General features: G+C 36.9%; 17 protein-coding genes. 3 read left to right on the top strand and 14 right to left on the bottom strand.

Annotated elements, in window-relative coordinates; all coding sequences use genetic code 11:
• The first annotated feature begins 12 nt into the window (after positions 1-12).
• Together BUB91_RS19615 and BUB91_RS19620 are read left to right on the top strand one after the other, a co-directional pair.
• Entirely contained in the window at positions 13-2328 is a 2316-nt protein-coding gene (locus BUB91_RS19615; RefSeq protein WP_073100977.1) for a GH92 family glycosyl hydrolase, read from the top strand.
• A 3-nt stretch (positions 2329-2331) separates the two neighbouring features.
• Complete coding sequence (locus tag BUB91_RS19620; protein ID WP_073100983.1) at positions 2332-3024, top strand: SGNH/GDSL hydrolase family protein; 693 nt, start codon at positions 2332-2334, stop codon at positions 3022-3024.
• Between the two features lie 95 nt (positions 3025-3119).
• On the opposite strand, the gene BUB91_RS19625 is transcribed toward BUB91_RS19620, so the two are convergent.
• The 14 genes from BUB91_RS19625 to BUB91_RS19690 all read right to left on the bottom strand — a co-directional run bounded on the left by BUB91_RS19625 (position 3120) and on the right by BUB91_RS19690 (position 25666).
• The gene (locus tag BUB91_RS19625) at positions 3120-4262 is read right to left on the bottom strand and encodes an ROK family protein (RefSeq protein WP_241652669.1); all 1143 of its coding nucleotides are present in this window, start codon (positions 4260-4262) and stop codon (positions 3120-3122) included.
• Between the two features lie 150 nt (positions 4263-4412).
• Entirely contained in the window at positions 4413-5225 is an 813-nt protein-coding gene (locus BUB91_RS19630) for an alpha/beta hydrolase (RefSeq protein WP_073101019.1), read from the bottom strand.
• Positions 5226-5294: 69 nt separating this feature from the next.
• Complete coding sequence (locus BUB91_RS19635) at positions 5295-7235, bottom strand: glycoside hydrolase family 97 protein (RefSeq protein WP_073100985.1); 1941 nt, start codon at positions 7233-7235, stop codon at positions 5295-5297.
• Positions 7236-7254: 19 nt separating this feature from the next.
• Complete coding sequence (locus tag BUB91_RS19640; RefSeq protein ID WP_073100987.1) at positions 7255-9444, bottom strand: GH92 family glycosyl hydrolase; 2190 nt, start codon at positions 9442-9444, stop codon at positions 7255-7257.
• Positions 9445-9468: 24 nt separating this feature from the next.
• Positions 9469-10893 carry a glycoside hydrolase family 125 protein gene (locus tag BUB91_RS19645; RefSeq protein ID WP_073100989.1) on the bottom strand — a complete coding sequence of 475 codons (1425 nt, stop codon included), beginning with the start codon at positions 10891-10893 and terminating at the stop codon, positions 9469-9471.
• A gap of 216 nt (positions 10894-11109) precedes the next feature.
• Positions 11110-12282, bottom strand: coding sequence for a glycoside hydrolase family 76 protein (locus tag BUB91_RS19650; RefSeq protein ID WP_073100991.1), 1173 nt, complete (start codon positions 12280-12282; stop codon positions 11110-11112).
• A 12-nt stretch (positions 12283-12294) separates the two neighbouring features.
• Entirely contained in the window at positions 12295-13431 is a 1137-nt protein-coding gene (locus tag BUB91_RS19655) for a SusE domain-containing protein (protein WP_073100993.1), read from the bottom strand.
• Positions 13432-13468: 37 nt separating this feature from the next.
• On the bottom strand, positions 13469-15091 hold the full coding sequence (locus BUB91_RS19660; protein WP_206635283.1) for a RagB/SusD family nutrient uptake outer membrane protein: 1623 nt from the start codon (positions 15089-15091) through the stop codon (positions 13469-13471).
• Between the two features lie 13 nt (positions 15092-15104).
• Positions 15105-18206 (bottom strand): SusC/RagA family TonB-linked outer membrane protein, encoded by a 3102-nt coding sequence (locus tag BUB91_RS19665; RefSeq protein ID WP_073100998.1) that lies wholly within the window; start codon positions 18204-18206, stop codon positions 15105-15107.
• A 321-nt stretch (positions 18207-18527) separates the two neighbouring features.
• Complete coding sequence (locus BUB91_RS19670) at positions 18528-20876, bottom strand: GH92 family glycosyl hydrolase (RefSeq protein WP_073101000.1); 2349 nt, start codon at positions 20874-20876, stop codon at positions 18528-18530.
• A complete protein-coding gene (locus tag BUB91_RS19675; protein WP_073101002.1) occupies positions 20869-22029 on the bottom strand; it encodes an MFS transporter in 1161 nt (386 codons plus the stop codon). Before BUB91_RS19675 ends, BUB91_RS19670 begins: the two co-directional genes overlap by 8 nt.
• Positions 22029-22940: an ROK family protein gene (locus BUB91_RS19680; protein WP_083558066.1), complete on the bottom strand. Its 912-nt coding sequence runs from the start codon at positions 22938-22940 to the stop codon at positions 22029-22031. Before BUB91_RS19680 ends, BUB91_RS19675 begins: the two co-directional genes overlap by 1 nt.
• An 80-nt stretch (positions 22941-23020) precedes the next feature.
• Positions 23021-24823 (bottom strand): class I mannose-6-phosphate isomerase, encoded by a 1803-nt coding sequence (locus BUB91_RS19685; protein WP_073101006.1) that lies wholly within the window; start codon positions 24821-24823, stop codon positions 23021-23023.
• Positions 24824-24937: 114 nt separating this feature from the next.
• Positions 24938-25666 carry a GntR family transcriptional regulator gene (locus BUB91_RS19690; protein ID WP_073101008.1) on the bottom strand — a complete coding sequence of 243 codons (729 nt, stop codon included), beginning with the start codon at positions 25664-25666 and terminating at the stop codon, positions 24938-24940.
• A 173-nt stretch (positions 25667-25839) separates the two neighbouring features.
• Between BUB91_RS19690 and BUB91_RS19695 the strand changes: the two genes are divergently transcribed.
• On the top strand, positions 25840-26155 hold a 316-nt coding region (locus tag BUB91_RS19695; protein ID WP_139250548.1), incomplete at its 3' end, for a DUF4372 domain-containing protein.

The following is a 26155-nucleotide window of genomic DNA, read 5'->3' on the forward strand; positions in this document are numbered from 1 at the left end:
GATTTTTAATACATGACACGAATAACATTAAAGAGTTTATGCACCGCCGCAAGTTTACTTGCGGCTGGTGTTTTTAATACCCAGGCACAAGAAGACCTTGTAAAATATGTAGACCCCATGATAGGCACTGCAAAAATGGGACACACCTACCCTGGTGCTACTGTTCCTTTTGGCAGTGTGCAGTTGAGTCCGGATACAGATACAATCCCTTATGGCGTTAACGGCAGATACAATCCTGATGTTTATAAATATTGTGCAGGCTATCAATATGAAGATTCTACCATTGTAGGTTTTAGTCATACACATTTTAGCGGTACCGGCCATTCAGATCTAGGTGATTTCTTAGTGATGCCAACTGTTGGAAAATTACAGCTTAATCCGGGTACCGAAACAGATCCTGACAGCGGTTATCGCTCTCGCTTTTCTCACGATGAGGAAAATGCTGAAGCTGGTTATTACTCTGTAAACTTAAAAGATTACGGCGTTAAAGCAGAGTTGACAGCGACTACCAGAGTGGGTGTTCATCAATATACGTTTCCTGAAAGTGAGGAAGCACATATCATTCTTGACCTCAAAGCCGGGATTTACAATTATGATGAAAAAAACGTTTGGACGATTGTACGTGTTGAAAACGATTCTACAATAACCGGTTACCGTCAAACTAGCGGTTGGGCTCGTACCCGTAAGGTTTATTTTGCGATGACATTTAGCAAAGCCTTTAAAAGCTACGGTCAGGAAAAACAAAAAGGACAAGTCTATCGCGGTTTCTGGGGGCGTTTTGACCAGAATCATAATTTCCCGCAAATGGCTGGAAATGACTTACGCCTTTACTTCGATTTTGACACCGAAGAGAATGAAGCTATTCAGGTTAAAATGGCTTTATCACCAGTAAGTACAGCAGGTGCTTTAAATAATATGGAAGCTGAAGTTCCCGGTTGGGATTTTGATGCTGTTAAGCAACAAGCGCAAGAAACCTGGAATAAAGAATTACAAAAAGTTACCGTTGAAACTTTAGAAGAATCTGATAAAGTAAACCTTTATACTGCAATGTATCATGCCTTTTTAGGCCCTACTGTTTATATGGATGTTGATGGTAAGTATATGGGTCTTGATCGCAATGTTCACGAAGCTGATGGGTTTACTAATTATACCAGTTTCTCACTTTGGGATACTTACAGAGCTTTACACCCTTTATTTAATGTATTGCAACCACAACGTAATCAGGATATGGTGCAGTCTATGATGGTGCATCAGGAGCAAAGTGTACATCACATGCTTCCTATCTGGTCGCATTACGCTAATGAAAACTGGTGTATGATAGGTTATCACAGTGCTTCTGTAATTGCTGATGCAATTGTAAAAGGCAATGCTGATTTTGATCAAAATGCTGCTTTAGATGCTTGTATACAAACAGCAAGAACCCGCTATTTTGATGGTATAGGAGAATATATAGATCGTGGTTATGTGCCAGAAGATAAAGATGGCGCTTCAGTATCTAAAACTTTAGAATATGCGTATGACGACTGGGCGATTGCACAAGCAGCTAAAAAATTGGGTCGCAACGATATCTATGACGAATTTATTGAGCGTTCTACGTATTGGAAAAATGTTTACGATAAGTCTATAGGTTTTATGCGTCCTAAATTGAGTGACGGGACTTTCAAAAAAGAATTTGATGAATTAAATACACACGGACAAGGGTTTATTGAAGGAAACAGCTGGAATTATAGTTTGTATGTACCTCATGATCCTTCTGGAATGATTGAATTAATGGGAGGTAAAGAAAAATTTAGCACTCATTTAGATTCTTTATTTACGATGGAATTACCTGATAAATACTTTGAAAATACAGAAGATATTTCTCGCGAAGGTATAATAGGAAACTATGTGCATGGTAACGAACCGTCTCACCACGTTGCCTATCTTTATAACTGGACAGATGATGCATACAAAGCTCAGGATAAAATCAGAATGATTTTAGATCAGAAATATATGACCGGCTCAGACGGATTGAGTGGTAATGATGATTTTGGTCAAATGAGTGCATGGTATTTATTCAGCAGTTTAGGTTTTTATCCTGTTGCCCCGGGATCTGTAGATTATGCATTAGGAAGCCCTGCTGTTAAAGAAGCAATGTTAAACCTTGATAACGGGAATACTTTTGAGATTGAAGCAAAAAATCAGTCTTCTAAGAATGTTTATGTGCGCAAGGTAGAACTTAACGGTAAAGAACTTACCAAGCCTTTTATAACACACGATCAGGTTATGAATGGTGGCAGGCTTACTTTTTATATGAGCAGAAAGCCAAACAAGAATCTTTACAACTAATTTATGAGCAAGTTTTTTCAACTTTCGGTATGTATTGTTTTTATGGTGTGGGGTAATATTTTTAAGTTAAAGGCACAAGATTGGCCTAATTTAAAGCGCTATGCAGCAGCAAATGCGCAGGTAGATGCAACACACGCTAAAGAGGACCGCGTGGTCTTTATGGGAAACTCTATTACCGAAGGTTGGGTTAACAGCGATGCTGATTTTTTTACTGAAAATAATTTTATAGGTCGCGGAATTAGTGGGCAAACAACACCGCAGATGTTATTGCGTTTTAGACAAGATGTAATAGACTTAAGTCCGGCTGCAGTGGTAATTCTTGCCGGAACTAATGATATCGCCGGAAATACAGGCCTAATGACCGAAGAGCAGATTTTTGATAACATCGTTTCAATGGCAGAACTTGCTGAAGCAAATGGAATCAAAGTAATTATTTCTTCTATTCTTCCGGCAGCTAATTATCCGTGGAAACCAGAAATAGAATCTGTTGCTCCTATCCTAAAAATCAATACAATGCTTAAGTATTATTGTGAAGGAAAAGGCATTGTATATCTTGATTATTTTTCAGAAATGGCCAATGAAGAAAACGGTTTGCCGGAAAAATTTTCTTATGATGGTGTTCATCCTACCGAAGCCGGTTATAAGGTTATGGAGCCTTTAGCTCTTGAAGCAATCGGCAAAGCACTTAGAAAGTAAATCACTTGGGGCAAGCCCTGGAGGTTTTGAATCTCGATTATCGAGTAATTTTCAAAAAATATTAACTAAAAAACCTGCTCTATCGAGCAGGTTTTTTAGTTCGATTCAGTGTGTTCAATCTCTTCATATAAATTGGTCTTGTCTAGAAAATCTAGAGCCAGCGCATAAGCACCAAAGCAAACAGCTGTGCTTGTACCTAATTTACTCACGCCAATTGCAATGCGTTTTTCTTTATTATATAAGGCTTTTTTAGAGCTAAACGGTATGCTAACCTCAGTTTCAGAATCTGATAAAAAGTCTGCTAAATCTTGAGGATCGTCAGTATTGTAAACACCTGAAATAGCTCGTGGCATTGCATTATCTTCCAAATCATAAATAGACCCCGATAAATGCTCAATAATTTTAGGAATGATAAAACGAGATGCTCCTGCAATACCACCACCAATAACAACCGGAGCGTCTATCAAGGCAATCACGTTAGCCAAAGATTCAGCAACAGCAACAGCCATTTCTTCAAAAGCCGCGATTGCAGCTTCTTTGTTTCCATCAGCATCACCACAAGCAATTTGATAAATATCTCTTGGAGAAAAAACTGTATAATCACCAGAATGCTCCGTATAAACCCGCTGTATTGCTCTAATACTCACACTTTCTTCAACAACCGTTTTAGGTTTAATAAAGTTACGCGTAAGCCAGATTTCGCCTGCGGCGGAATTATCCCCCAAACAAATCTGATTATTAACAACAATCCCTCCGCCATAACCGGTACCCAAAGTAACACCTATAAGATTTTTATAAGTACGTCCCAGACCAGCTTCTGCCAATGACTTATTTATAGTAGGTAACATCCCTCCAACCGCTTCTCCGTAAGCAAAAAGGTCTCCGTCATTATTTATAAGTGTAGGAATCCCAAAGATATCCTCTAGCATAGGACCTAAAGCCACACCACCTCTAAAAGCTGGCAGGTTAACCAAGTCTCCTATAATACCGTTTTTGTAATCTGCCGGACCGGGGAAAGCAAAGCTTATTGCCTCTGGTTCTTTGAAGTCAAGTGACTTTTTAACCTCTTTAAAACCTTCAATTATTGTATGTAAACAAACTTCTAAATTATCTGAGTTGGAAGCTAATGTAATTGGCTTTATAATTTCTTCTCCAGATTGCAATGCTGAAAAAACAAAATTTGTTCCTCCCGCATCAAGCGTCATTACAATCCGTTTATCTTCGTAAATATTCTTCATATCTCGTATGGTACTCTAAAAACTTTTGATAATACCCTTCCGTTGAACCTGCAAAAATAAGGCAAGTAAAAGGTTTTACTAAGTTTAATCCTATAATATTTAATAATAAATTGACCTTTCTTATTTTTCGCAAGTCCGATATCTAAGAAATCACTTGTGCTCTTGTATAAATTTGATTAACAGTGGGAAAGCAGGATGCGTCATATTATGACCATAACCCTGCATCTCGTATTGAGTAATATGTTCTTGACCAGCTACCTTCATCATTCTATAGAAATAAGCATTTTCTTCAAACCTGCCCAGCATCTCCAGTTCGCGATCTCCTGTAATTAATAATGTAGGCGGCGCATCATTACGCACAAAATATAGAGGTGCAAATTTGTCTATTATAGGTTGCTCTCCGGGAATACCACGTTCAGAACGAATCGTAAAATGTGTTATCGTATGTCCACTAAACGGAACAAGACCGGCTACATCATTGGCGTCTATATCGTATTTCGCTAATCGGCCTTTATCCATAACCGCCATCAAAGCGAGGTATCCACCAGCTGAATGACCGCTGACAAAAATAGAGTCTGGATCGCCGTTGTAGTCTGTTATATTTTTAAAAGCCCAAGCAACTGCAGCAGTAGCATCATCTATACACGTAGCAGCTTTAACTTTAGGAGAAAGCCTATAACCTACTCCCACTATACAATAGCCTTCATTCTTTAATGCCTGCGGAATTTCTTTACCGCCACCAGTTAAACCACCACCATGAAACCACACAATAACCGGAACATCTTTTTTTCCTTCAGGGTAATAAATATCTAAGCGACATTGTGCTCTTTGATATTCTGTTAATCCAACTGTTTCATCAGGATAATAGCTAATATTTTTAACAGTTTTATAGCTTAGTTCTTGACTAAAACTTATTGATGTTACAAGCAAAAATAGGATGTAAACCAGTGTTCTTTTTATCATTTTTTCTTTCCTTTTTGTCAACTTTAAATTAACCATAACATTGATTAATCCTAAACTTTACAATACTGATTATCTCTTAAAGGATGCTGCCCAGCCTCCATTTCTTACCAATTTAATTGTAATCGTATCTCTAGCATCAACAGATGCTTGGTTCAATTTATAATCCATTGCTTGTCTTCCGGCATTTATACCATCTTCAAAAGAATTCATCGTATATGTTTCACCCTCATTTAAAAAATCAAGAGATACTGTAAATTCTCGTTCACTTTCCTTTCCATTTGTAATTCCACCAGTGTACCACGTGTCTCCTTTTCGCTTTGCAACTAGAACATACTCCCCTATTTTTGCGTCGAGAACAACAGTCTCATCCCAAGTTGTAGGCACATCTGTAATAAAATTCGTGCACTCCTCTTCTCGGTAATAGTTGGTAGGATTATCGGCAAGCATTTGCAATCCACTTTCAAAAACCACAAAAAGTGCCATCTGATAAGCTCTGGTTCCCATCCCTGCAGAATTAGGCCTTCTGCTGTAGTAAATCTCCGGCTGCATATTAATCATCGCTCCAGGAGTGAAATCCATGGGACCAACCGCGTTGCGTATAAATGGTAAATACAAACTGTTTTCTGGTGTAGCACGCTCCATCTGCTCAAGTCCTAAAACTCCTTCGTAGGAAATAATATTAGGGTATTTAAGTTCTAATCCGGCCGGTTTAAAAGAGCCGTGAAAATCCACGAAAAGTTCATGCTTTGCAGCTTCCTTAGCAACGCGCTCGTAATAGTTCACCATCCATTGATCACTGCGATCCATAAAATCAATTTTCACACCAGCGATTCCCCATTCATTAAATTTTTCAAAGAGTTCAAAATTCTTATCGACCGTTAACCAAGTAAGCCATAAAACAATCTTTACGTCACGCTCTTTAGCATAATCAATCAAGGCAAAAAGATCAATATTAGGATTAGGTGTGTAGGGATCTGTAGTTGACTTTGCCCAACCTTCATCCATAATAATATATGGAATCTCAAATTTTGAAGCAAAATCAATAAAGTATTCATAAGTCTCTTCATTAAAACCTGCTTTAAAATCTACGTGATACGGAGAAGCACCGTTCCACCACTCCCAACTCACTTGCCCCGGTTTTAACCACTCTAAATCTCCTAAAGCATTAGGTTGTGCCAATTTAGTAGTTAGCGTATTGGTCAAGATATCGCTATCCTCTGTAGTTATTAAAAAGTATCGCCACGGAAAGGATCGCTTACCCGAAGTTTTTGCAATATAATCTGCTTTTTTTAGAATCTTAACACTTCGATCTCCATCATCACCAAACTCTAACGGATATAAAGGAAAATCTCCTGAAAGCGTGTTTGGCTTTTCGGTATTTAAAAACATAGCAGGATAATCTGTCAAATCTGATTCTGAAATCAAGACTTTAACAGCATCGCTTTCAAGCAATACCGGAAGCGTAGACCTATTAGAACCTGCTGTAAATTCTGATGTTTTAATATGTGAATATGGATATTCATATGAGGTTTTAAACGAAGGCGTTTGCTGCAAATGTGCTGTAAATTCTTCGGCTAGATTCACCGTGAAATCTTCAGCTTTTACCTCAATATCTCCCTTAAGATCTGTGATGAATCGATAAGCAACTCCTTCATTAAAAACCCTAAATTCCACCGAATAATCTCCTCTAAAATCTATGCGCATTCCCTTATACTGATATTTAAGAGTACTAAATTTTAAAGGAACTCTAGGTTGTCTTTCTTCATTAGCGTTTATTGTTTTACTCCTTTTGACTTTAGGTTTTTCACCAAGAGCACGGTCTGAAGTCTTTAAAGCCAGTGTATTATTTTCTAAGACAGTAGTACCACTTTTTTTAACGGTATATGAAATCTCATCTCCAATAGAAATGGATAGTTCTAAATCACCTTTAGGAGAAAACACTTTATATTTCTGAGCAGAAACTACATTTAGAAATAATATACTAATTAGCAGTATTATCGTCTTTTTCATCTTATCAAATATGTTAGACTTATTTCGTTTTCAAGGTTAATGTCCCACCTTGTATGAGTTGTTCCTGACTTAAGAAATAACCATCTACCGGCAACCCGTTAAATTCAATTTGCTTTAATTTTCTTGAAGTCCCCTCTTTTGATAGTTCTAAAGAATTTCTTCCCAGATTAAACTTTACACGATCAAAAATGGGAAGTGAAATAAGATATTCATTATCTGCAGGTGACAGCGGATATAAGCCCGATGCTGCAAAAATATACCATGCGCTCATTTCACCAGCATCGTCCATACCACTTAGGGCTAATTCTTCATCACCAATACCATAATAATCTTCAAGAAGCGTATCAATAATCTGTTGTGACTTTTCAGGTTTATCAATGAAATAATATGCAAAAGGTGCCTCGTGATCAGGCTGGTTTCCGTGGCAATATTGTCCTAAGAATCCGCTTACATTTCTGGCGATATGCATAGGATTCCACGGAATTGTAAAAAGAGAATCAAGCTTTGCCTCAAAAGCATCTTTGCTTTCGTATAAATTAACAAGCCCTGGCATATCGTGCGGTACGTAAAACGAAAGCTGCCACGCATTAGCCTCGCGATACATATACTCGTAATAAGGATATTCTGAATCAAACGGATTTATAAACGATCCGTCTGCCAGCTTGCCACGCATAAAATGAGTTTTAGGGTCAAAAACATTCTTATAATTCTCGGAACGCTTTAGCAAGACAGCAGCATTTTTATTATCATTTAAGGCTTTCGCTAAAACTGCTAAACTATAATCATCAAGCGCATACTCCAGTGTTTTTGAAACTCCGGCTTTAGCTTTGGTTTCAGTATTCGGGTTTTTAACATCGGGGTCTGAGATAAAACCCTTTTCGATGTATTCTTTTATGTGTGGTCGTGTTCCGCCCTCTTTGTACGCATTATTCAACAACAACTCGTAGGCCTTTTTTACATCAAAATTGGTAATACCTTTTTCATATGCCTGAGCGACAAAAGGAGCTGCATGATCCCCGTGAAAAAAAGTAGGCATAAAACCGCTATGTTCGCCTTTATCAATCAAGGACTGAATGATATCTCCTGTAACTTCGGGCGATAATAGACTCAATAAAACTAATTTATTCCGATAGGTATCCCATAGTGACGGGTTGGTATAATATCCAAATCCTTTATTCTGAACCGTTCCGGCTGCATCAGTAAAATCACCATTTATATCACTCCGTAACGCGGGCCATTGCATGCTGCGGTACAACGAAGAATAAAAAAGCTGCTTTTCTTTTTGGCTTCCGCCAGAAATCTGAATTTTTGATAAAACAGTGTGCCATATTTTTTCACCCAAACTCTTTATTTCATCAAAATTCTTGTCACCTATCTCTTGCTGAAGATTTTCTTTAGCGTTTGCTGTGCTAACAAATGACAAACCAATTTTTAATGTTACCGGCTTATTTTGAGAACGTAATGATAGCGTTGCATAGCCTTTAGATTCATTAGGATTTACGGTTATTAACTCACTGATATCCTCATTAAACACTACCGAAAAATAAACCTTGTCACCTCCCGTACGCTGAAAACCTTCTAGCGTATTGCGGCTTGTTTGTTTTAGTTCCCATTCATCAACATTGTGATTGGCACGACCTAAATCAAATAGAATTGTATGTGTTGCATTATCTTTAAAGGTGTACTTATGAAAACCAGCACGTAGTGTAGCTGTCACTTCAACCTTAACCGAATAATCTTTTAAATACACGCTGTAATAACCTGGGGAAGCTTTTTCTGTAGTTTTATCAAAACTAGACTTAAAAGGCTTTGTTACTTCCGCAGCAATAGGTAATACAGGAATATGACATAAATTCCAGTGACCTTTATTAGTGTGTGTAAACCCTATTATTTCTGAATCTTCATACTCATAGCCTGCTCCACTTCCGTATTCTGTAATAGGACTCAATTGTACCATTGAGTTAGGAAGCGTTGCCCCAGGGTATGTTAAGCCAGCCCAAACACGCCAGCCTTCAGGTGGTGTATAACCTATAAAATCAGGATCTGTTAAAGGTGCTGTTCCTAAAAATGGATTTACAAAATCAACAGGATTTTCAACAAATTCTGTAGCATATTGTTGTGCCAAAACAAGCGACTTTCCACTTAACATCAACAATGTAAAACAACTTATAATTCGTGCCAAACGGAAAGCACTGTATGTTTTTTTCATAACATCAAAGATTTAAAGTGTGTCTTAGCCCAGTAATTCTGGTCTCTCTTGATAGGTTTTCCATAAAAACTCACCAAAAAGTGTATTCGCCCAAGCAAACCAAGAACGTGTAAAGTCTTTTGGATCATCTTTGTGAAAAGTCTCATGCATAAAACCAGTGCCTCCGTGTGTATTTTTAAGCATCTTAATACATTCTTTAATCTCAGCATCCGAAGTGCTTGTGAGACCGCGCATCGTGATTGCCATAGGCCAAATCATATCTATCCCCACGTGAGGTCCGCCAATACCTTCTGCCGCAGTTCCTTTAAAGAAAAATGGATTATCTAAAGACCAAACAAAATCTCGTGTGTTTTGATAAATAGGATCATTTAAATCAACCGCATCAAGATACGGAAGCGAAAGTAGACTCGGTACATTAGCATCATCCATCATCAGGTGATTACCAAAACCGTCTGTTTCAAAAGCATAGATTTTACCGTATTTCTCGTGTTCTGTGATTCCATATTTTGCAATCGCCTGCTCAACTTCGGTAGCTAAAGCTTTAAGTTCACTTACTAGATTTTTGTCATCTTTCAATTCTTCGATCATCTCTGCAGCCTGATTCAAACTTACTACAGCAAAAAAGTTAGACGGAATTAAAAAAGAATAAACTGTAGAATCATCACTTGGCCTAAAAGCGCTGCAAATAAGACCTACTGGTTTCACAGGGTATCCTTGTCCTTTTAAAAAGCGTGTATCTGTGCCGTTTGTAGTATTACGAGTAAAACTATAGGGGTTAGTGCCGTCTTTTTCTTGCTGCTCTTTAAAAGTTTTTAAAATATTCTTGATAGCTGCAAGCCATTGTGTGTCAAAAGGAGCGGTATCTCCCGTAGTTTTCCAGTAATTGTAGGCCAGTCGTATAGGATAACATAAAGAATCTATCTCATATTTACGTTCGTGAACTCCTGGGAGCATTTTAGTATTATCAGACGTCCACTCTCCTTTTTTATTAGGATCGTTATAAAAAGCATTGGCATACGGGTCTTTTAATATTTGACGTGTCTGGCGATTAATCACACCTGCAATGAGGTGTTTTAGATCTTTATCTTCATCTGCAAATTGCATATAAGGCCAAACTTGAGCCGAGCTGTCGCGCAGCCACATGGCATCAATATCACCGGTAATCACATAGGTGTCTGGTGCTCCGTTATGTTTTGAATAAGTCACTGTAGTGTCTAGCGTGTTAGGAAAACAGTTGTTAAACAACCAGGTCAGCTCATCATTATCAACATTCTTTGAAAATTCTTTAATTGCTTTTTCAATGGCTTTACTTTCAAAATTGCGTTGCCCTTGAGGCACACGTACTGTTGGGAATTTTTTAAAAGCTGTATTGGCAAAAATACCTGTAGGATTAACCATGGTTAATCCTCCTGCCATCGCTGTATTCTGAATAAACTTTCTTCTTTGCATAGTAGTAAATTTAGCTGCGATAAATTTTAATTGTTTTTATTCTGGTGCAGCGAAAATGATATATAATCGTACTGGTGAAAATAAGTAAAACGTTTTAGTGAGGCAAGTTTTATGAATTCTATTTTACTTAAACACATTTTTAAAACGATTATATAATTGATTTTTTGAGGTCATATTTAAAAAATATGACCTCAACATTTTATTACCAAATATTTTCTATTCTGTTAGTAATCCCTCAGCCTCTAGCTTTGCCATGGCTTCTACCAGCATAATCCCGCTCAGTTGTGTTTTAAGATCAACACGGTCTGGTGGAGCATTTCTCCAATCTGGACTAGATAACATTCCGGGATGACTCAATCCATTATTATAAAAAGTTTCACCATTAAAAATCAAGAAATCTAAGAAGTCATTGTAGTCATCTTCACTAATGTCATCTTCCAGAATCATTTCTGTAAAATAGCGAACCAGTATTCCTTTAAAAAGACCTCCATCTCCCTGGCCTTCATCCCTTAAAACTCCTTGGGTAGTAAGTTTTGGACTCGTTAATGTAGTTCTTGCGGATTGTAAAGCATCATTAAGGTAACCTTGCTCTCCGGTTTCATTATACAATCTGAGTCCGGCTCCAATCCATGTTCCCATATTGTAAGTAAAAACCCAGTCTTTTTGTATTACCGGATTACCATCTATAAGCTGTATGTTATCCCAAACTTCCCCATTTGTTGGATCTACGAGATTAGCCTTTTCCCACTCATAAAGATCTTTTGCCCAATTGAGATACGTCTCATCTCCTGTGGCATCGTATAAACGCATTCCAAGAATGATTGTTGGTCCGTTTGAAACTGCATTTTTAGAAAATGGCGTATCCTTTTTCCATGCTATTCCTCCCCCAAGAACTTCGCTATAACTTAACAGAACATCATCCCATAGAAATTTTGCAACATCTAAATATTCTTCATCACCAGTAGCGTTGTATGCACGCATCGTACTGTTACCCAACCACAGCATATCGTCATTAAATACATTACTGTATGTGTCTCCATTTTTGGACTTAATGCCTCGTAATAAAGACTTCATTTTTGGCAAGTATGATCCATCTTGTGTCCTTACATAAGCATCTACTAACACATGCAGTACGTGAGCATTAGGCCAATATTGAAAGGTAGTATTACCCTGGTTATCGGTAACGTAAGTCCCTTCACTTCCTAAGTAAATATTATAAGAAGCATCCTGAATAGAATCTGCCGTTGCAGCCCAGTCTATCGGCACCTCCTCACCCGCAGTTAGTGAGGGGTCCCTCAAAGGTATGGGATCGTCATCACTACAGGATATGAGTGCTCCTCCTAACAATGTAAGAAGAAGCACAAAAGTTATATTAAATTGAAATCTCATAATTATTTTTTTTTAAAGCACAGTAATTTCGTGTGTATATTCAGGTACATCTGCATTGAAATAGATTTTTAGGTCTACATTAGCCATATCTACTTCTTGTCGAAATTTGAAGGTATAATTATAGTCTTCGCCCGGTGATTGTGGAACCATATAATAAAAAGAATCAGCGGTATCTAGTGTAGGTGCTTGAGAGTTATCTACATTTACGCTACCATACCATTCTTCCAGAGTACCACTTTCTGTTGTTACAGTAAACTTAAATTTATAACGTTCATCTCTACCCCAAGTCTCCTCTTTAAACTCTATATATTTATCTAAAGCCTCCCACGTTCCATTACCCGCATAATCCAATGAAAACAGGTAGTCTCCGTTTGGAGGAAACCAAAGTTCTACTTTATCAATAGTTGCCATGCTAGTTGTACCGTCACTAAAATCAAGACGAATTCTGTATACTGCTTCAGTGCCACTAAAAGTAGTTTCACCATCCTTTTTTAATTTACTTTCACTATCTATATAAAATGATTCAGGTTCCCCAGAATTGCGGGTAACCATTTTATAAGTTCCGGGTTTTAGCTTTGTATAGATCTCATAAGTAGTAGCCCCAGTTTTCACAAAAGGCATTGCTGCAGCAAGGTCCTCTCCTCCTTCCGAAGCAGCTCCTGTTAAGAATAATTCATCTGGAGTAGGAAAACCGGCAGGTCTTTCTACTTCTATGGTACGTATTTCTGAAGATTGTTTCACATTTAATCCTTTTGAGCTCCATACCGTCCATTGTAATTTACCAGTACTTTCAGAAGCAATACCTGCCATAGTAGCAATTTCATTTAAGCGGGTAAATGAAAGGTTTAATTTATTTGAAAACCCTTGTCCGTCTGAAGGAGTAACAAATAAAGGTTCTGAAAAATCCCCTCCCTCTTCATCAAATACTACATCATACAGCACCACACCATTATCTGCTGATTTTGATGCCTGCCATTCAAAAATTGCAGCGCTTTGCGCGCCCAGGTTATAAAAAACATTATTTTCTGGACTGTATAATGCCTCTACCTCTGATACTTCTGCTATGTTTAAAGAATCATCGTCTTCACAGCTCACAAGCCCCAAAAACAGGGCAAATACTACTAAAATTTTACCGATTGCACTTTTCATATGTATATTGTTTTATTTTTCTGTATTTCCTTTTTAATTACCAACCCGGGTTCTGTGTTAGATTAGGGTTTATAAGGCGCTCATCTCTTGGAATTGGCCACAAATAATGTCTTGAGGGATCAAAAGTTCTTAAATTAACCCGAAGATATCCATCATCTATATCATCTGGTCCAAACTGCGCACCATGAGCATAACCGTTTAAAACATCTTCTGCTGTTTTCCATCTGCGGATATCAAAAATGCGTAAACCTTCCATTGCCAATTCTACGCGTCTTTCATTTCTGATCTCTGTACGCATCTGTTGCTCACTTAACCCTGATGGATAGGTTAATGCAGCTGGGTCTGTAAAGCCTGCACGCGACCTTAATAAACCTATCGTATCATCCCAAATCGTTTCAGAAAATTCTCCCATTTCAAGTTTTGCTTCAGCATACATAAGCAACACATCTGCATAACGTATGAGCATTAAATTTGTGCTGATAGCGATACCCGCCTCGTAGTTTGGATCAAAATATTTACGCACATAATATCCAGTAGAAGTCGTTGATCCTCCTGGAGCATACTCATCTGTATTATCATCACTGGGGTCTGAACCTGGTTCTATATAAATTGTAGAAGTACCATCAAGATCCTGCCATTCATAATTGTCATAGACTACTGTTGCTGTTAATCGCGGATCGCGATTTTCATAAGGATTATTTTCATCAAAACCAGAACCGGTTTCTTGAATATCCTGACCGTTAATCATTTTATAACTATCTACCAGCTCCTGAGTTGGAGCAAGAGCATTTACCCGACCCCCAACTGAAATAGGTATCATATCAAAAAGTTCACCCCAGGTTCTATTTATTGGTGCGTATTGTAGACTTAAAATATCTTCTGAACTGAATTGATTTTGAGCTGAAAATAATCCCGAATACGAATTGAATAATCCATAATCACCAACGCTTCCATTCATAATCATTTCACAATACGATGCAGCCTGAGACCAGTTACCTTCGTACAAATGAATTCTTGCTAAAAAGCCAGCCACAGCCCCGCGACTAATTTTACCCCTCTCTCCTTCGGTATAATCAGATTTTACCGGAAGGTCATCTAAAATATCTGTAAGCTCTGCAATAACAAATTGAAGAACTTCAGCTCTAGGTGTTCTGGTTATAGTTTGCGCCTCCTCAATAGAGGGATCACTTTCCAATAAAGGAATATCGCCAAACCAAGTCATCAAGTAAAAATGCTGCCAGGCTCTTAAAAACCGAGCTTCAGCAATCATTCTGGCTTTAATAGCTTCATCCATATCAGGTACCCGATCAATATTTGCCAAAATAAGATTGGTGGTCTTTATTCCTCCGTAGCGCTGGTCCCATTCAGACTGCATTCTTCCTAAAGAAGAATCATAGGTACCCGAAGCTATTGATGCAGCTCCTGCGTTATCACCTCTTCCGTTATAGGCATTATCTGATAAGCCTTCATTATAAAAAAAGTGACTGCTACTCATCATCTGAGAATACGCTGTATTCAAAAATGTCTGTGCCTTCTGGGTTGATGTCCAGTAGGTCTCATCTGTAAATGTATTTTCTGGTACAAGGTCTAGCTTTTCACAATTTGTAAAAACTAAAGCCAAGCAAAGACCAAAAATTATTCTGTAGTTATTTGTCTTCATTTTCATTGCTTTTTTAAAAAGTAATATCCAGTCCTAATCCATAGTAAATCAACGTTGGGTATGCTCTTGCGCTATTAGCCCCTCCGTTATTCAAGTTCGAATCAAACTCAGAAAGTTCAGGATCTAACCAGTCTGTTTTTGCCAGAGTAAGCAAATTGCTACCTGAAACGTAAAACCGCACTTTATTTAAACCCATTGCCTCTGTACTTGTTTTTGGGATAGTGTATCCCAACTGTAAGTTCTTTAAACGTGCATAAGCTCCGTCATAGAGGTACATATCTGATCCTCTTCTAAAATTGTTGGTATTAGACTGTGTACCATTATTAGCTAACCTAGGATAATAAGCGTCTGTGTTTTGAGGCGTCCAATAATCAAGTTGGTGTGTGTACATAGTCGCTCCATAATTAAAATGAAAAGGTTCTACCTGTTCTCCACGAACCATCATTGTACGCTTACCTACTCCCTGAACAAAGACGCTCAGATCGAATCCTTTAACCTCAACATTATAAGTCAATCCAAAAGTGTATCGCGGAAATGGATTACCAAAAATGAACTTATCATCATCATCAATAACACCATCTTCATTAAGGTCAACATATTTATTATCGCCCGGAACCGGAGATAAGCCTACCGGTACAGCACTGTTCTCAATCTCATTAAAACTTTGAAAAATACCTTCACGCTTGAGCCCTACATAAGATCTAAAAGGGACACCTTCTCTCAGTATAACTTGTAACTCCTCTACTCCGGTAAGAATTTCATTTCCTTGAAACTCGAGCACTTCATTTTGAGTATCTCCAATATTTGCTGTAAGGGTATGACTAAACAGCTTTCCGGTATGGCGATAGGTAGCAGATAATTCCCACCCATAGCTTCTTACTTTCCCTGCGTTGAAATCAGGAAGACCTGTACCGTATACACCCGGAACTGCCGGAGCAACAAGTATATCTGATGTGATTTTATTAAACCAATCAAAAGTGACAAACAAGGATTTATTAAAGAAGTCAAGATCTACACCCAGGTTTAATGTTGCTGCGCGTTCCCATTGTAAATCAGGATTGGCAAAATTAAAACCGGTACCGCTTACTGCAGCGTTATTATATGCGTAAGCATTCTGGAAGGTGAAATAAGTCGTCTGATATTGAAAATTTCCTACATTCTGATTTCCTAAAACACCGTAAGAACCTCTGAATCGAACCCCTCCCCACTTATCTTTATAATCTTGCATGAAATCTTCATTAGTCACATTATAAATAAGTGATGCAGAAGGAAAGAAACCCCATCTTAGGTCTTTTCTGAATTTTGAAGACCCATCATATCTAAAACTAAACTCTGCTGTATATCGGTCATCAAATGTGTAAGAAGCTCTACCAAAAGCTGAATTTAAACTGTTCTTTGAAGAACTCTGGTTAGAATTATACGAACCTTCTTCTATGGTTGTTTCGCTAGTAGGAGTTCCTAAATCAGGATCTGTATTAATTCTAAAAATACCAATCCCGCGATCGCTGTGATTTTCATTAGACACACCTAATAAAACATTTACATCATGTTTGTCTGCAAACGTATTATTGTATTCTGCTAAAAACTGTGTGCTTAAATCTAAACTCTTACGCATTTCATCACGCGTATTTCTGTTTTCACCATATACTCCTCCAGGAATAAAATCTACTCGAGTAGTTCTTGCGTATAGAGAATTGTTGTAAAGTCTTCCTCCAAAAACCCCTCGTATTTTAAATTTATCTGTGATCGCATATTGTAAGGACAGTGATCCAAACAAATCATCGTTATCATAATGTCTAAATCCTCCTTGCTCTAAAACACCTAAAGGATTGAACTGTCCTAAAACATCATTGGTTAAATAATTGCCCTCTTCATCTTTTTGTGTGTAATATAATGGCGTTCTAAATGCATCCACCATTAACGTACTGGTATTAAAAGAATGATCTTTGATTTTCTGTTTAGCATAAGATAATGTGGTTTCTATTCTAAACTTCTCAAACTCGCTGGTCAGATTTACTCTGTAATTGTAACGTTTCAACCCTTTTGAAGGACCAACAAAAATGTTTTTTTCATCAGTATAGCCCAGAGAAACTCTATAGGTTGTATTCTCATTTCCACCAGAGATTGCTAAACTATGATTCTGTTGTAAAGCTTCCTGCACGATCTCTTCTGCAAACCATTCTTCAGAACCATCTTCACGAAGCTGTCTGATACGTTCCGGAGAAAAAACAGCACTGCTTACGCCATCAGAATTAAAAGCAGCTTCATTTCTTAAGATTGCATTTTCATAACCTTCTACCGGTTTTGTAAAGAAATGTGGATTGTTAATTCCGCTAAGACCATTATATTGTATAGTCATAGCACGCCCTTTTTTACCTTTTTTAGTTGTAATTAAAACCACCCCGTTATTTGCACGCGAACCATATATTGCTGCACTACCGGCATCTTTTAAAACTGATACACTTTCAATATCAGATGGATTCAGTGAATTAAGATCTCCACCCACTATACCATCAATTACGATAAGCGGACTATTATTTCCTAGTGTACTAATACCCCTAATGTTAATATTGAGTCCTGCTCCTGGTTCAGAATTACGTTGCTGTATAACAAGCCCTGGAGATTTACCCTGTAAAGATTGTGTGACATTAGCTGAAGAACGTCCTTCAAAATCCTGAGCACTAACCTGATCTACAGCTCCTGCAACTTTTGAACGCACTTGAGTACCATAACCCACTACCACCACTTCATCTAAAGCAGCTACATCGTCTGTTAGAGATACATCGATTGAGTTTCTAGCCCCCACTACTTCCTCAATCGTTTTCATTCCTACATATGAAAAGACGAGCACACTCTCTGCACTTGCTACGGTAAGCGAGTAATTTCCATCAAAATCTGTCTGGACTCCGTTATTGACCCCTTTTTCAATTACGGTTACACCCGGTAAAGGCAAACCGTTCGAATCACTCACCATCCCTGAAACCGTTATTTCCTGAGCTTGAGCAACAGTATTCAGAAATAGAAATACAAGAAAAATCCAGTTAAAGCTCTTGGTCAAAAGCTGCCGAGCAACTCTCTTTTGCCCAAAGATCTGGTAGAATAGTTGTTTTTTCATGAATTATTATTTGTTAATTAAATCTTATTACATCGTTGTAGCAAATATGATAAAACGATATCTGTTGTTTTTTATAAAATGTTAATAATAAAGTAGTTTTAAACTATAATGTTCTAACATTACAACAAATATAATAAAACGTTTTACTTACGCAATAATCTTGTTATATTTTTGATTACTTAGAATTGTTAAAAATTAATTTTCTCTTTTAGATCGAGGTTATTACCCATAATCAATTCTAGAACTCATATCATGAATTTTAAGAATTAATCGTTTGTAAAGCTGGATGATGCTGGACATAACTATGGAATTTTAATAGTTTTATTTAAACCATTCTTTATTAGCTTCTGAACCCAAGCTATACTCAATATCAGTTCCTTCTTTCAGCTTTTCTAGACTTATACTATTTGTATGATAGGCTTCCCCATCAACCATAACCGATTGTATATAATAATTATCTTCTAGATTATTTTTAGCTTCAATATTAACTGTGCTTCCCCATCCTGTAGTAATTTCAATTTTATCAAATATCGGACTGGTTAGCTGAAAGGAAGGATTGATCTCAACAAGCCCCTTAACATCAAACAGACCTATTGCTGCCATATTATACCAAGCGCCTAATTGCCCCTGGTCTTCATCTTGCCCATAACCATACCCGTGTATAGGTTCAACACCATAAAATCCATCACAAATTTTTCGAATCCATTTTTGGGTTAGCCAAGGTGAGTCTGTATAATTAAACAGGTATGCGATATGCAAATTGGGCTGATTACCCTGATTGTATAAATAATTCAGTCCGGCAAATGCATCTATATTCTCTCCTCCAAATTTTGTCTTTTCTGAAACCGTAAATATGGAATCAAGTCTTTTAACAAATTTCTCTTCTCCCATTTTCTCTACGAGCTCTTCAGGCTGATGGGGTACGTAAAAAGTATATTGCCAGGCATTCCCTTCCTGATAACCTATCCATGGAGCAAAAGGATCAAAATTTGATAAAAAGTTTCCATTAGCATCTTTAGGTCTTATAAAATCAGTCTCTTCATCATATAAATTTTTCCAGTTTTCAGAAAGCTTCATCAATTCTTCATACTCCTTTTCTTTACCTAATGCCTTCGCAAATTGGGCTACTGCATAAGAGCTATAGCAGTATTCTAGCGTATGGGAAACAGAAAAAGCTGAACCCTCAGGAGAAGTACCCCTCCCCTCAACATACGTTATGTAACCATCCTCAACAAAACCCTTTAAATCGGTTTTACCAGCACCTTCAATACGATCTTTATAACGTACCTCATTCTCATAAACAGCTTTAAAAGCAAGCTCTACATCATAATCTCTAATTCCTGCCTGATATGCTGAAGCAATGATTAGACTAACAAAGTTTGTTCCTACTCCAGAAACAAAACGGGAGTTTGCCAAACCGTCTCCTAACCAGCCTGAGTTTTTATACACTGCCAAATGGGTTTGAACCAAATCATTGTAATATTCCGGCCAGACCAACGTCCACAATTGTGTTAGATTCCAAAAAGCTCCCCAAATTGCATCAGTATTGTAAAAGTTGAACTCTGGATTTCCATTCTCATCAAGAGGAATCTGACCAATGCTTCCGTCATTTTCAGGAAACTGCCCGTTTACATCACTTGCAAGTCCTCTTCCTAATAATGCATGAAAAAGACCCGTATAAAACTTGGTTTTATTAGTTGAAGAAGAATCAGTAATCTTAATTTTTGACAGTTCATTCTCCCAAGTTGATGTAGCCTGTGATAATGCATCCTCAAATGTCATATCCTTTGCTTCAGCTTTCAGGTTTTCTTGTGCATTTTCTATTGAAGTAAAAGAGAATCCGGCTTTAATTTCAACCTCTTCATTTTCTTCGGTTTCAAAGCGCAGATAAAGCCCTACACCCTCTCCCTTATTCTTAAGCTCATTTTTAAATTGCTTCTCGTGTAAAAAAGTACCGGCTTCAACAGGTTTTTTATTCACCTCTCCAGATACAAACATTTTTACCTCAGCACCTTCCTGATACTTCTGTACATATTTAGGGTAAGTTGTAACCCAGCCATTAAATGTCTGGTTTTCTGCATCATATTCAACAGCAGCATCCTTAACATCTCCACTCTCTCCCAATTCATTACCTATATCAAGTATTACATACGAACTATCACTTTTTGGATAGGTATATTTATGAAAGCCTACACGTTTAGTTGCCGTTAATTCTGCAGTAACCTCATAATCTTTAAGGTTAACTTTATAATATCCTGGACGAGCAACTTCTTCTTCTCTGTCAAATCGCGAGCGATATCCTGTTTCTGGTTTATCTATTTCGCCGGGAACGGTTTGTAAATTTCCTGTAGTACCGGTGAACATAAAAGCACCTATCTGAAATTCGTGAAGATTAGCAAACCCCTCAATAGTATTATCTCTGGAGTCATAGCCTGTAGCTTCCCAACCTTGTTCATTACCCAAACTTCCGTTTGTTGAAGGTCCTAATTTTGCCATACCAAATGGCATGGAAGCTGGAGTATAAAAAAACCAGCGACTATGAGCTGTTCCTATATTAGGATCTACCCAGTTTAAAGGGGATTCCTTATCAACAACCCCTTGTTTTTCCTTGTTTGAAGTTTCACAAGAAACCAATAAAATGGCAACAGCAACTATGACTAACTTATACATTATTAATATTTTTTTTTATTATGAAGTAAGTAGCAAACACATAACCAGCGGCTATAACAAGTACTACAAAACTAAGTTGAACACTAAAGAATTTATTTACTAAGCCCATAAGAGGCGGTATTACTGCTCCTCCCACTACTGCCATAATCATTAAACCTGATATCTCATTAGCCCGTTGCGGTATTCTATTTACCGTAAGCGAAAAAATTAATGGAAATAGATTACCTGAAGTGATACCTAACAAGAAGAGAAGTATATATGCTGTTGTACTGGAGGGTGCTAAAATTAGTCCTATGAGCAATACTGCAGTTAAAGCAGAGGACCAGTATAAAAATTTAAGGTTATCGATTTTAGAAAAAAGGATTGCTCCTAAAAATCGAGTGATCATCAATGCTGTAAAATACAAACTGATACCTAATGAAGCTTCCTCCAGACTAATATCAAATCTCTGGGTTAGTAAATTCTGAATATTTGTATTTATACCTACATCAAGCCCTACTATTAGAAAAATAGCTAAAACCATTGCTGCTATAAAAGGTTCTTTTAACAGGCTTAACGTAGATCCAAAAGTAGCTTTAAATGCTGACGATGATTCTTCAACAGATGTAAGCATAAGCCATAAACCCACAAACACTGAGGTAAAGCCGTATACTAAAAAAACAAGCTTCCAATCATCATATTGAGCCACAAAAAAGGTAACAATTACAGGCCCAAAAAGTGAACTTATAGCTTTTATAAATTGAGATAAACTCATGTAGCTCGAAAACTTTTCCTTGAGCACCACATCTTGCAACAGTGGATTTGAAGAGACCTGTATTATGGTATTCCCTATGCCTAAAAACACAAAACAAACTAACAATACAGGGTAAGAATATTGTAGAAAAGGTAAAAACATGCCGAGCGATGTAAATAGTATTCCAAACAGTAAGACCTTTCTTTTACCAATATTGTGCTGCACCACACCAATAGGAATAGAAAGAATAAAAAACCATATAAACACCATTGAAGGTAATAACTGTGCCATCTCCGGTGAAAGGTCAAAATCTCGCTTTGCAAACCCCGTAGAAACCCCTACAATATCAACAAAACCCATTACTATATAGCACAACAGAACAGGAAGCATAACTCTAAAATTTACTTTTTTGTCATTCATCACATCAACTTTAAAGTATCTTCAATTTTTTTATAAAACATCTCGTCTAACAAAAGCGCGCCTCCTATTATAGCAGCTTCTTCTCCAAATTCAGAAACATATAATTCATCAAGATTAGGAAGCTGAGTTTTTAACGATTCTCCAAAAACATCAAAAGCTTTAGATATGTTTCCTCCCAATACAAGAGCTTCTGCTCCAAACTCTTCCAGATAAGGCTTTATAAAATCTCCTAATCGATTACCAAAATTTTCAAAAACAAGTTTAGCCTGATTGTCTATAGCTACTTCATCATACAATTCTTTAACATTTGTGATTTGTTCTCCGGTAACTTCCCTGTAAACTTCAATTATACCGCGTGTTGAGAACAATTCATCTGCAAGAATATTCTTATAATATTGATTATAGAGATAACCACTATCCGGAACTCTTTTATCTTTTAAAACTGGCATTCCATTTACAGCAAAACTTGCTCCCAGTCCGGTACCTAATGTAATAGCAACAATTCTTTTATATGCAGAAGCTTTACCTAAAGAAGCTTCTGCAATAGAGAATGCTGAAGCATCATTTATAAAACGTATCTGCGAAGGAAGCATATTAAGACCTTGAGCTATTTCTAATCGTAAGCTCACGTTATATAATGCTTGTAATTTAGCTACTTCCTTTATTTTGCTAATACCCCTGTAATAATCAAAAGGTCCGGGCATCGCTAAACCAACACCAGCTATATTTCTATTTAAATGCGCTATCGATTCATTTAGTGCGAGTAACCACGTTTTTAAAATCTCATCTTTTGTACCATGAGGATTTACTTTTTTATATGAAAAAGTCTCTTTCAGTAATTCTTTACTGGTGTGATCAAAAACACAGCAAGCAATATGACTCCCCCCTATATCTACCCCTAAACTTAACATGTGAATTATACTTTGGTAAATTTGTTACACTTTTCAATCGTTATAGCTCCAACAGAATTAGAACCACATTTGATATTTTTCTATTTTAAGTATGCATTAATAACTTTAGCTCTGCCACTTCCTAAATTTTTAAGCTTAAATGTTTTGGCTGCAGCCGGTACTACAAAAGTTTCTGCATAGCTTAGCTTTTGGCTTTTACCAGTTTCTGTTTCCAGTTCAATTTGCTCTCCCTCAACCAACATCATAACATGACATGACCCTAAGGTTTCAATATTCATTGTTGTTTCAAAATCAAATCTTCTCACATCGTAAAAGTGTTCTTGATGTGTGGGATAATAAATAATTTCAAAATCTTTACCTTTTTCAATCTGCTGTGTATGAGAAAAAAGTTCTTTTTCTACTTTATCTCCCTTAAAATCAAACCTTAAATTATTGAAAGCGTGATCAATATTAATAGGTCTTGGGTTACCATCAAGATCTAACCTTAACCAATCATACATCTTAAATGTAAAAATATAAGGCGTAGCACTAATCTCAAGAACCATATTACCAGCTCCTGCACTATGCACTGTTCCGTTAGGTATTAAATACAAGTCGTGCTTCTTAGAGGGGTGCTGTTGTACATAATCTGTAATAGTAAGTTCAACGTTCTCTTCTTGACTTTTCACAAGTTCAGATCTGAACTTTTCAGCATCAATATCTTCCTGAAAACCTAAATATACACTTGCATTTTCATCGCAATCTAAAATGTAGTAACACTCGTCCTGCGTTATATTTTCACCAAATTTTTCTTGAATATATTTTAAACTAGGATGGCACTGTACAGAGAGATTTCCCCCTTTATAGGTGTCTAAAAAATTAAAGCGAATAGGAAACTCATTACCAAATTTTTTATGATGTTTTCCGAGAATATTTTCTGCCTCCTGATGCATTAGAAAATCAAAAGAAAATTCCAGAAGGTGATTATCACTCTCAAGGATTAATCCATTTTCCGGGACTATCAAAGAAAAAGCCCATGCATAATTAATGACATCTTTATTTAAACCTTCAATATGTTCCTTAATCCATTCTCCTCCCCAGGCTCCTGGCTCAAACCAGGGTCTTACTCTAAAAGATGTAGTACTCATTTGTTTAAGAGCAGCTCTGACATCTTTCATAAATGCCCAGCTTGGCTCAAGTTGGTTTTGAGAATCAATTAGTATATCTATATATTTTGATAATCTGCGTTTTTCTGCATTCAATACTACCCAATCCACAAAGTAGTACTGTTTGTACATTTTAAAATTTTCCCTTTTACCAAAAACTCCTAAATTATAAGCCTCCCCTGCGCGCATACGGTATTGAAGCTCATTCTTAGGCAAATCAAAATAGAAAAGTGTATGTTCAAAATTCACTAAAGAAGCACCACATCCAAAAACAACATTTACATCAGCTTCCTCATCAGTTTTTAATAAGTTCAATTTTTGCTCATCAAAAAAGTCTTTGATTTCAAGATCACATTTAGTTCCCCAAACTGATTCTTCCTCCCCAAGAAAGGGTTGAATCATTGCTTGAATTTCGTTTTCTGGCTTTAAACTTTCTGAAATATCAATGAGATTAAATTTTAAACCTTTAGTGTTTAAATGAGTGGCAACCTGCTCTAGTATCTGGCTCCAATTAACACCTGAAAAACCATCTAAACAAACAGTTTTTTTAGTTGCTATGTAATTTGCAAGACTATCAAACCCTCTAAATATTTTTTCTGTGCCCAAATCATGAGAAGGATACAAATCAAAATTTGAGTACTTATTCTGAGTTTCTCTTACCTCGGGGATTAAAAACTGTTCTGTTTTTCTTTTTAGAACTGAGGGTTCTAGGTGATAATTTTTTTCCAATTCCTGCATAAAAGAAATTTATTTATTGTTCTTATGTACAAACATAATAATTAATAAATGAAAATGTTATTTTTTACAAACATTTCCAACATCAATCTTAAGAAAAATGTGATATCATTAAGATTATCTGCTACTCTCTACCGAATAAATAAAACTATCTGATTTATAATACCCCAAATTATACTCAATAGATCTTTCTCCTTGATCAAATACAAAGCGTTTTCTGAATAAAACTGGAGTTCCCTTTTTTATTTCTAACTTTTTTGAAATAAATTCATCTGATGCTGTTGCGCTAATTTCTTCTTTAGAAAGAGACGCTATGATTGAATGCTCCTGTTCTAGCATTTCATATAAAGGCAATTTAAAATCTTCCTCACCAGTCAAGCCGATACGTGGATGAAAATAAGACACAAAATAAACGAAAGGCTCATCAGGCTTACCTCGCACCCGTTCCATTTTCAGAACATTTTTATCATTAGAAATTTCAAAAAAACGAGCTACATCATCTAGAGGTTTTACCCAACTCAAATGCAATTCAAAATTTTTGATAGGTATTCCTCTAAGTTTCATCTCCTGTGAAAAACTCAACCAATTATTTGACTTTGAGCTAACGGGCTTTGGAGCTACTTTTGTTCCTGCCTTTTTCTTTCTTATCAATAGCCCTTCAAAAACAAGCTTTTTGATAGCCTGTCTCACTGTAGATCGTGAAATAGCCAATCTGTTACTAATCTCAACTTCGCTAGGTAAAACTTTGCCTTTCTGATATTCATCCTGCTCAATTAATTCTCTCAACAACTCTTCAACCTGAGCATGAAGTGGCACAGGGCTTTTATGGTCTATAGTAAATTTCATAAGCTTTGATTACAACTTATTTGTTTTAATGTGTAAACATAAATAAAAGGAAATTATTTGAATAGGATCATTATAATTTATCATTAGTGTCCGATAAAACATTTTAAAAGCGGGATTTCCAGAAATGGATATCCCGCTTATTTTATATCTTGAAGTTACCACACATTCAAGATATGAATAAAAGTAGAAACTTTAGCGGACACCCCATAATCAAACAGGTTTTAAATTTCATCGAACCCAATGATATTTACCGGACAGCTAAAAAGCATAACAGCGACAGGTACACAAAAAAGTTTACTACCTATGAGCACCTTGTCACTATGATCTTCACGGTTCTCAGTGGTTGCAGCTCGCTTCGGGAGGTATCCAGTATCATGCTGGCCTGCGAGGGCAAGATCAACCATTTGGGCCTTAATGATTTCCCCAAGCGCAGTACCTTGTCCGATGCGAACAAGCGAAGGAGCGCAGCGGTCTTTGGCGATATCTATC

The sequence above is a fragment of the Leeuwenhoekiella marinoflava DSM 3653 genome, assembly GCF_900129005.1.
Lineage (GTDB): Bacteria > Bacteroidota > Bacteroidia > Flavobacteriales > Flavobacteriaceae > Leeuwenhoekiella > Leeuwenhoekiella marinoflava.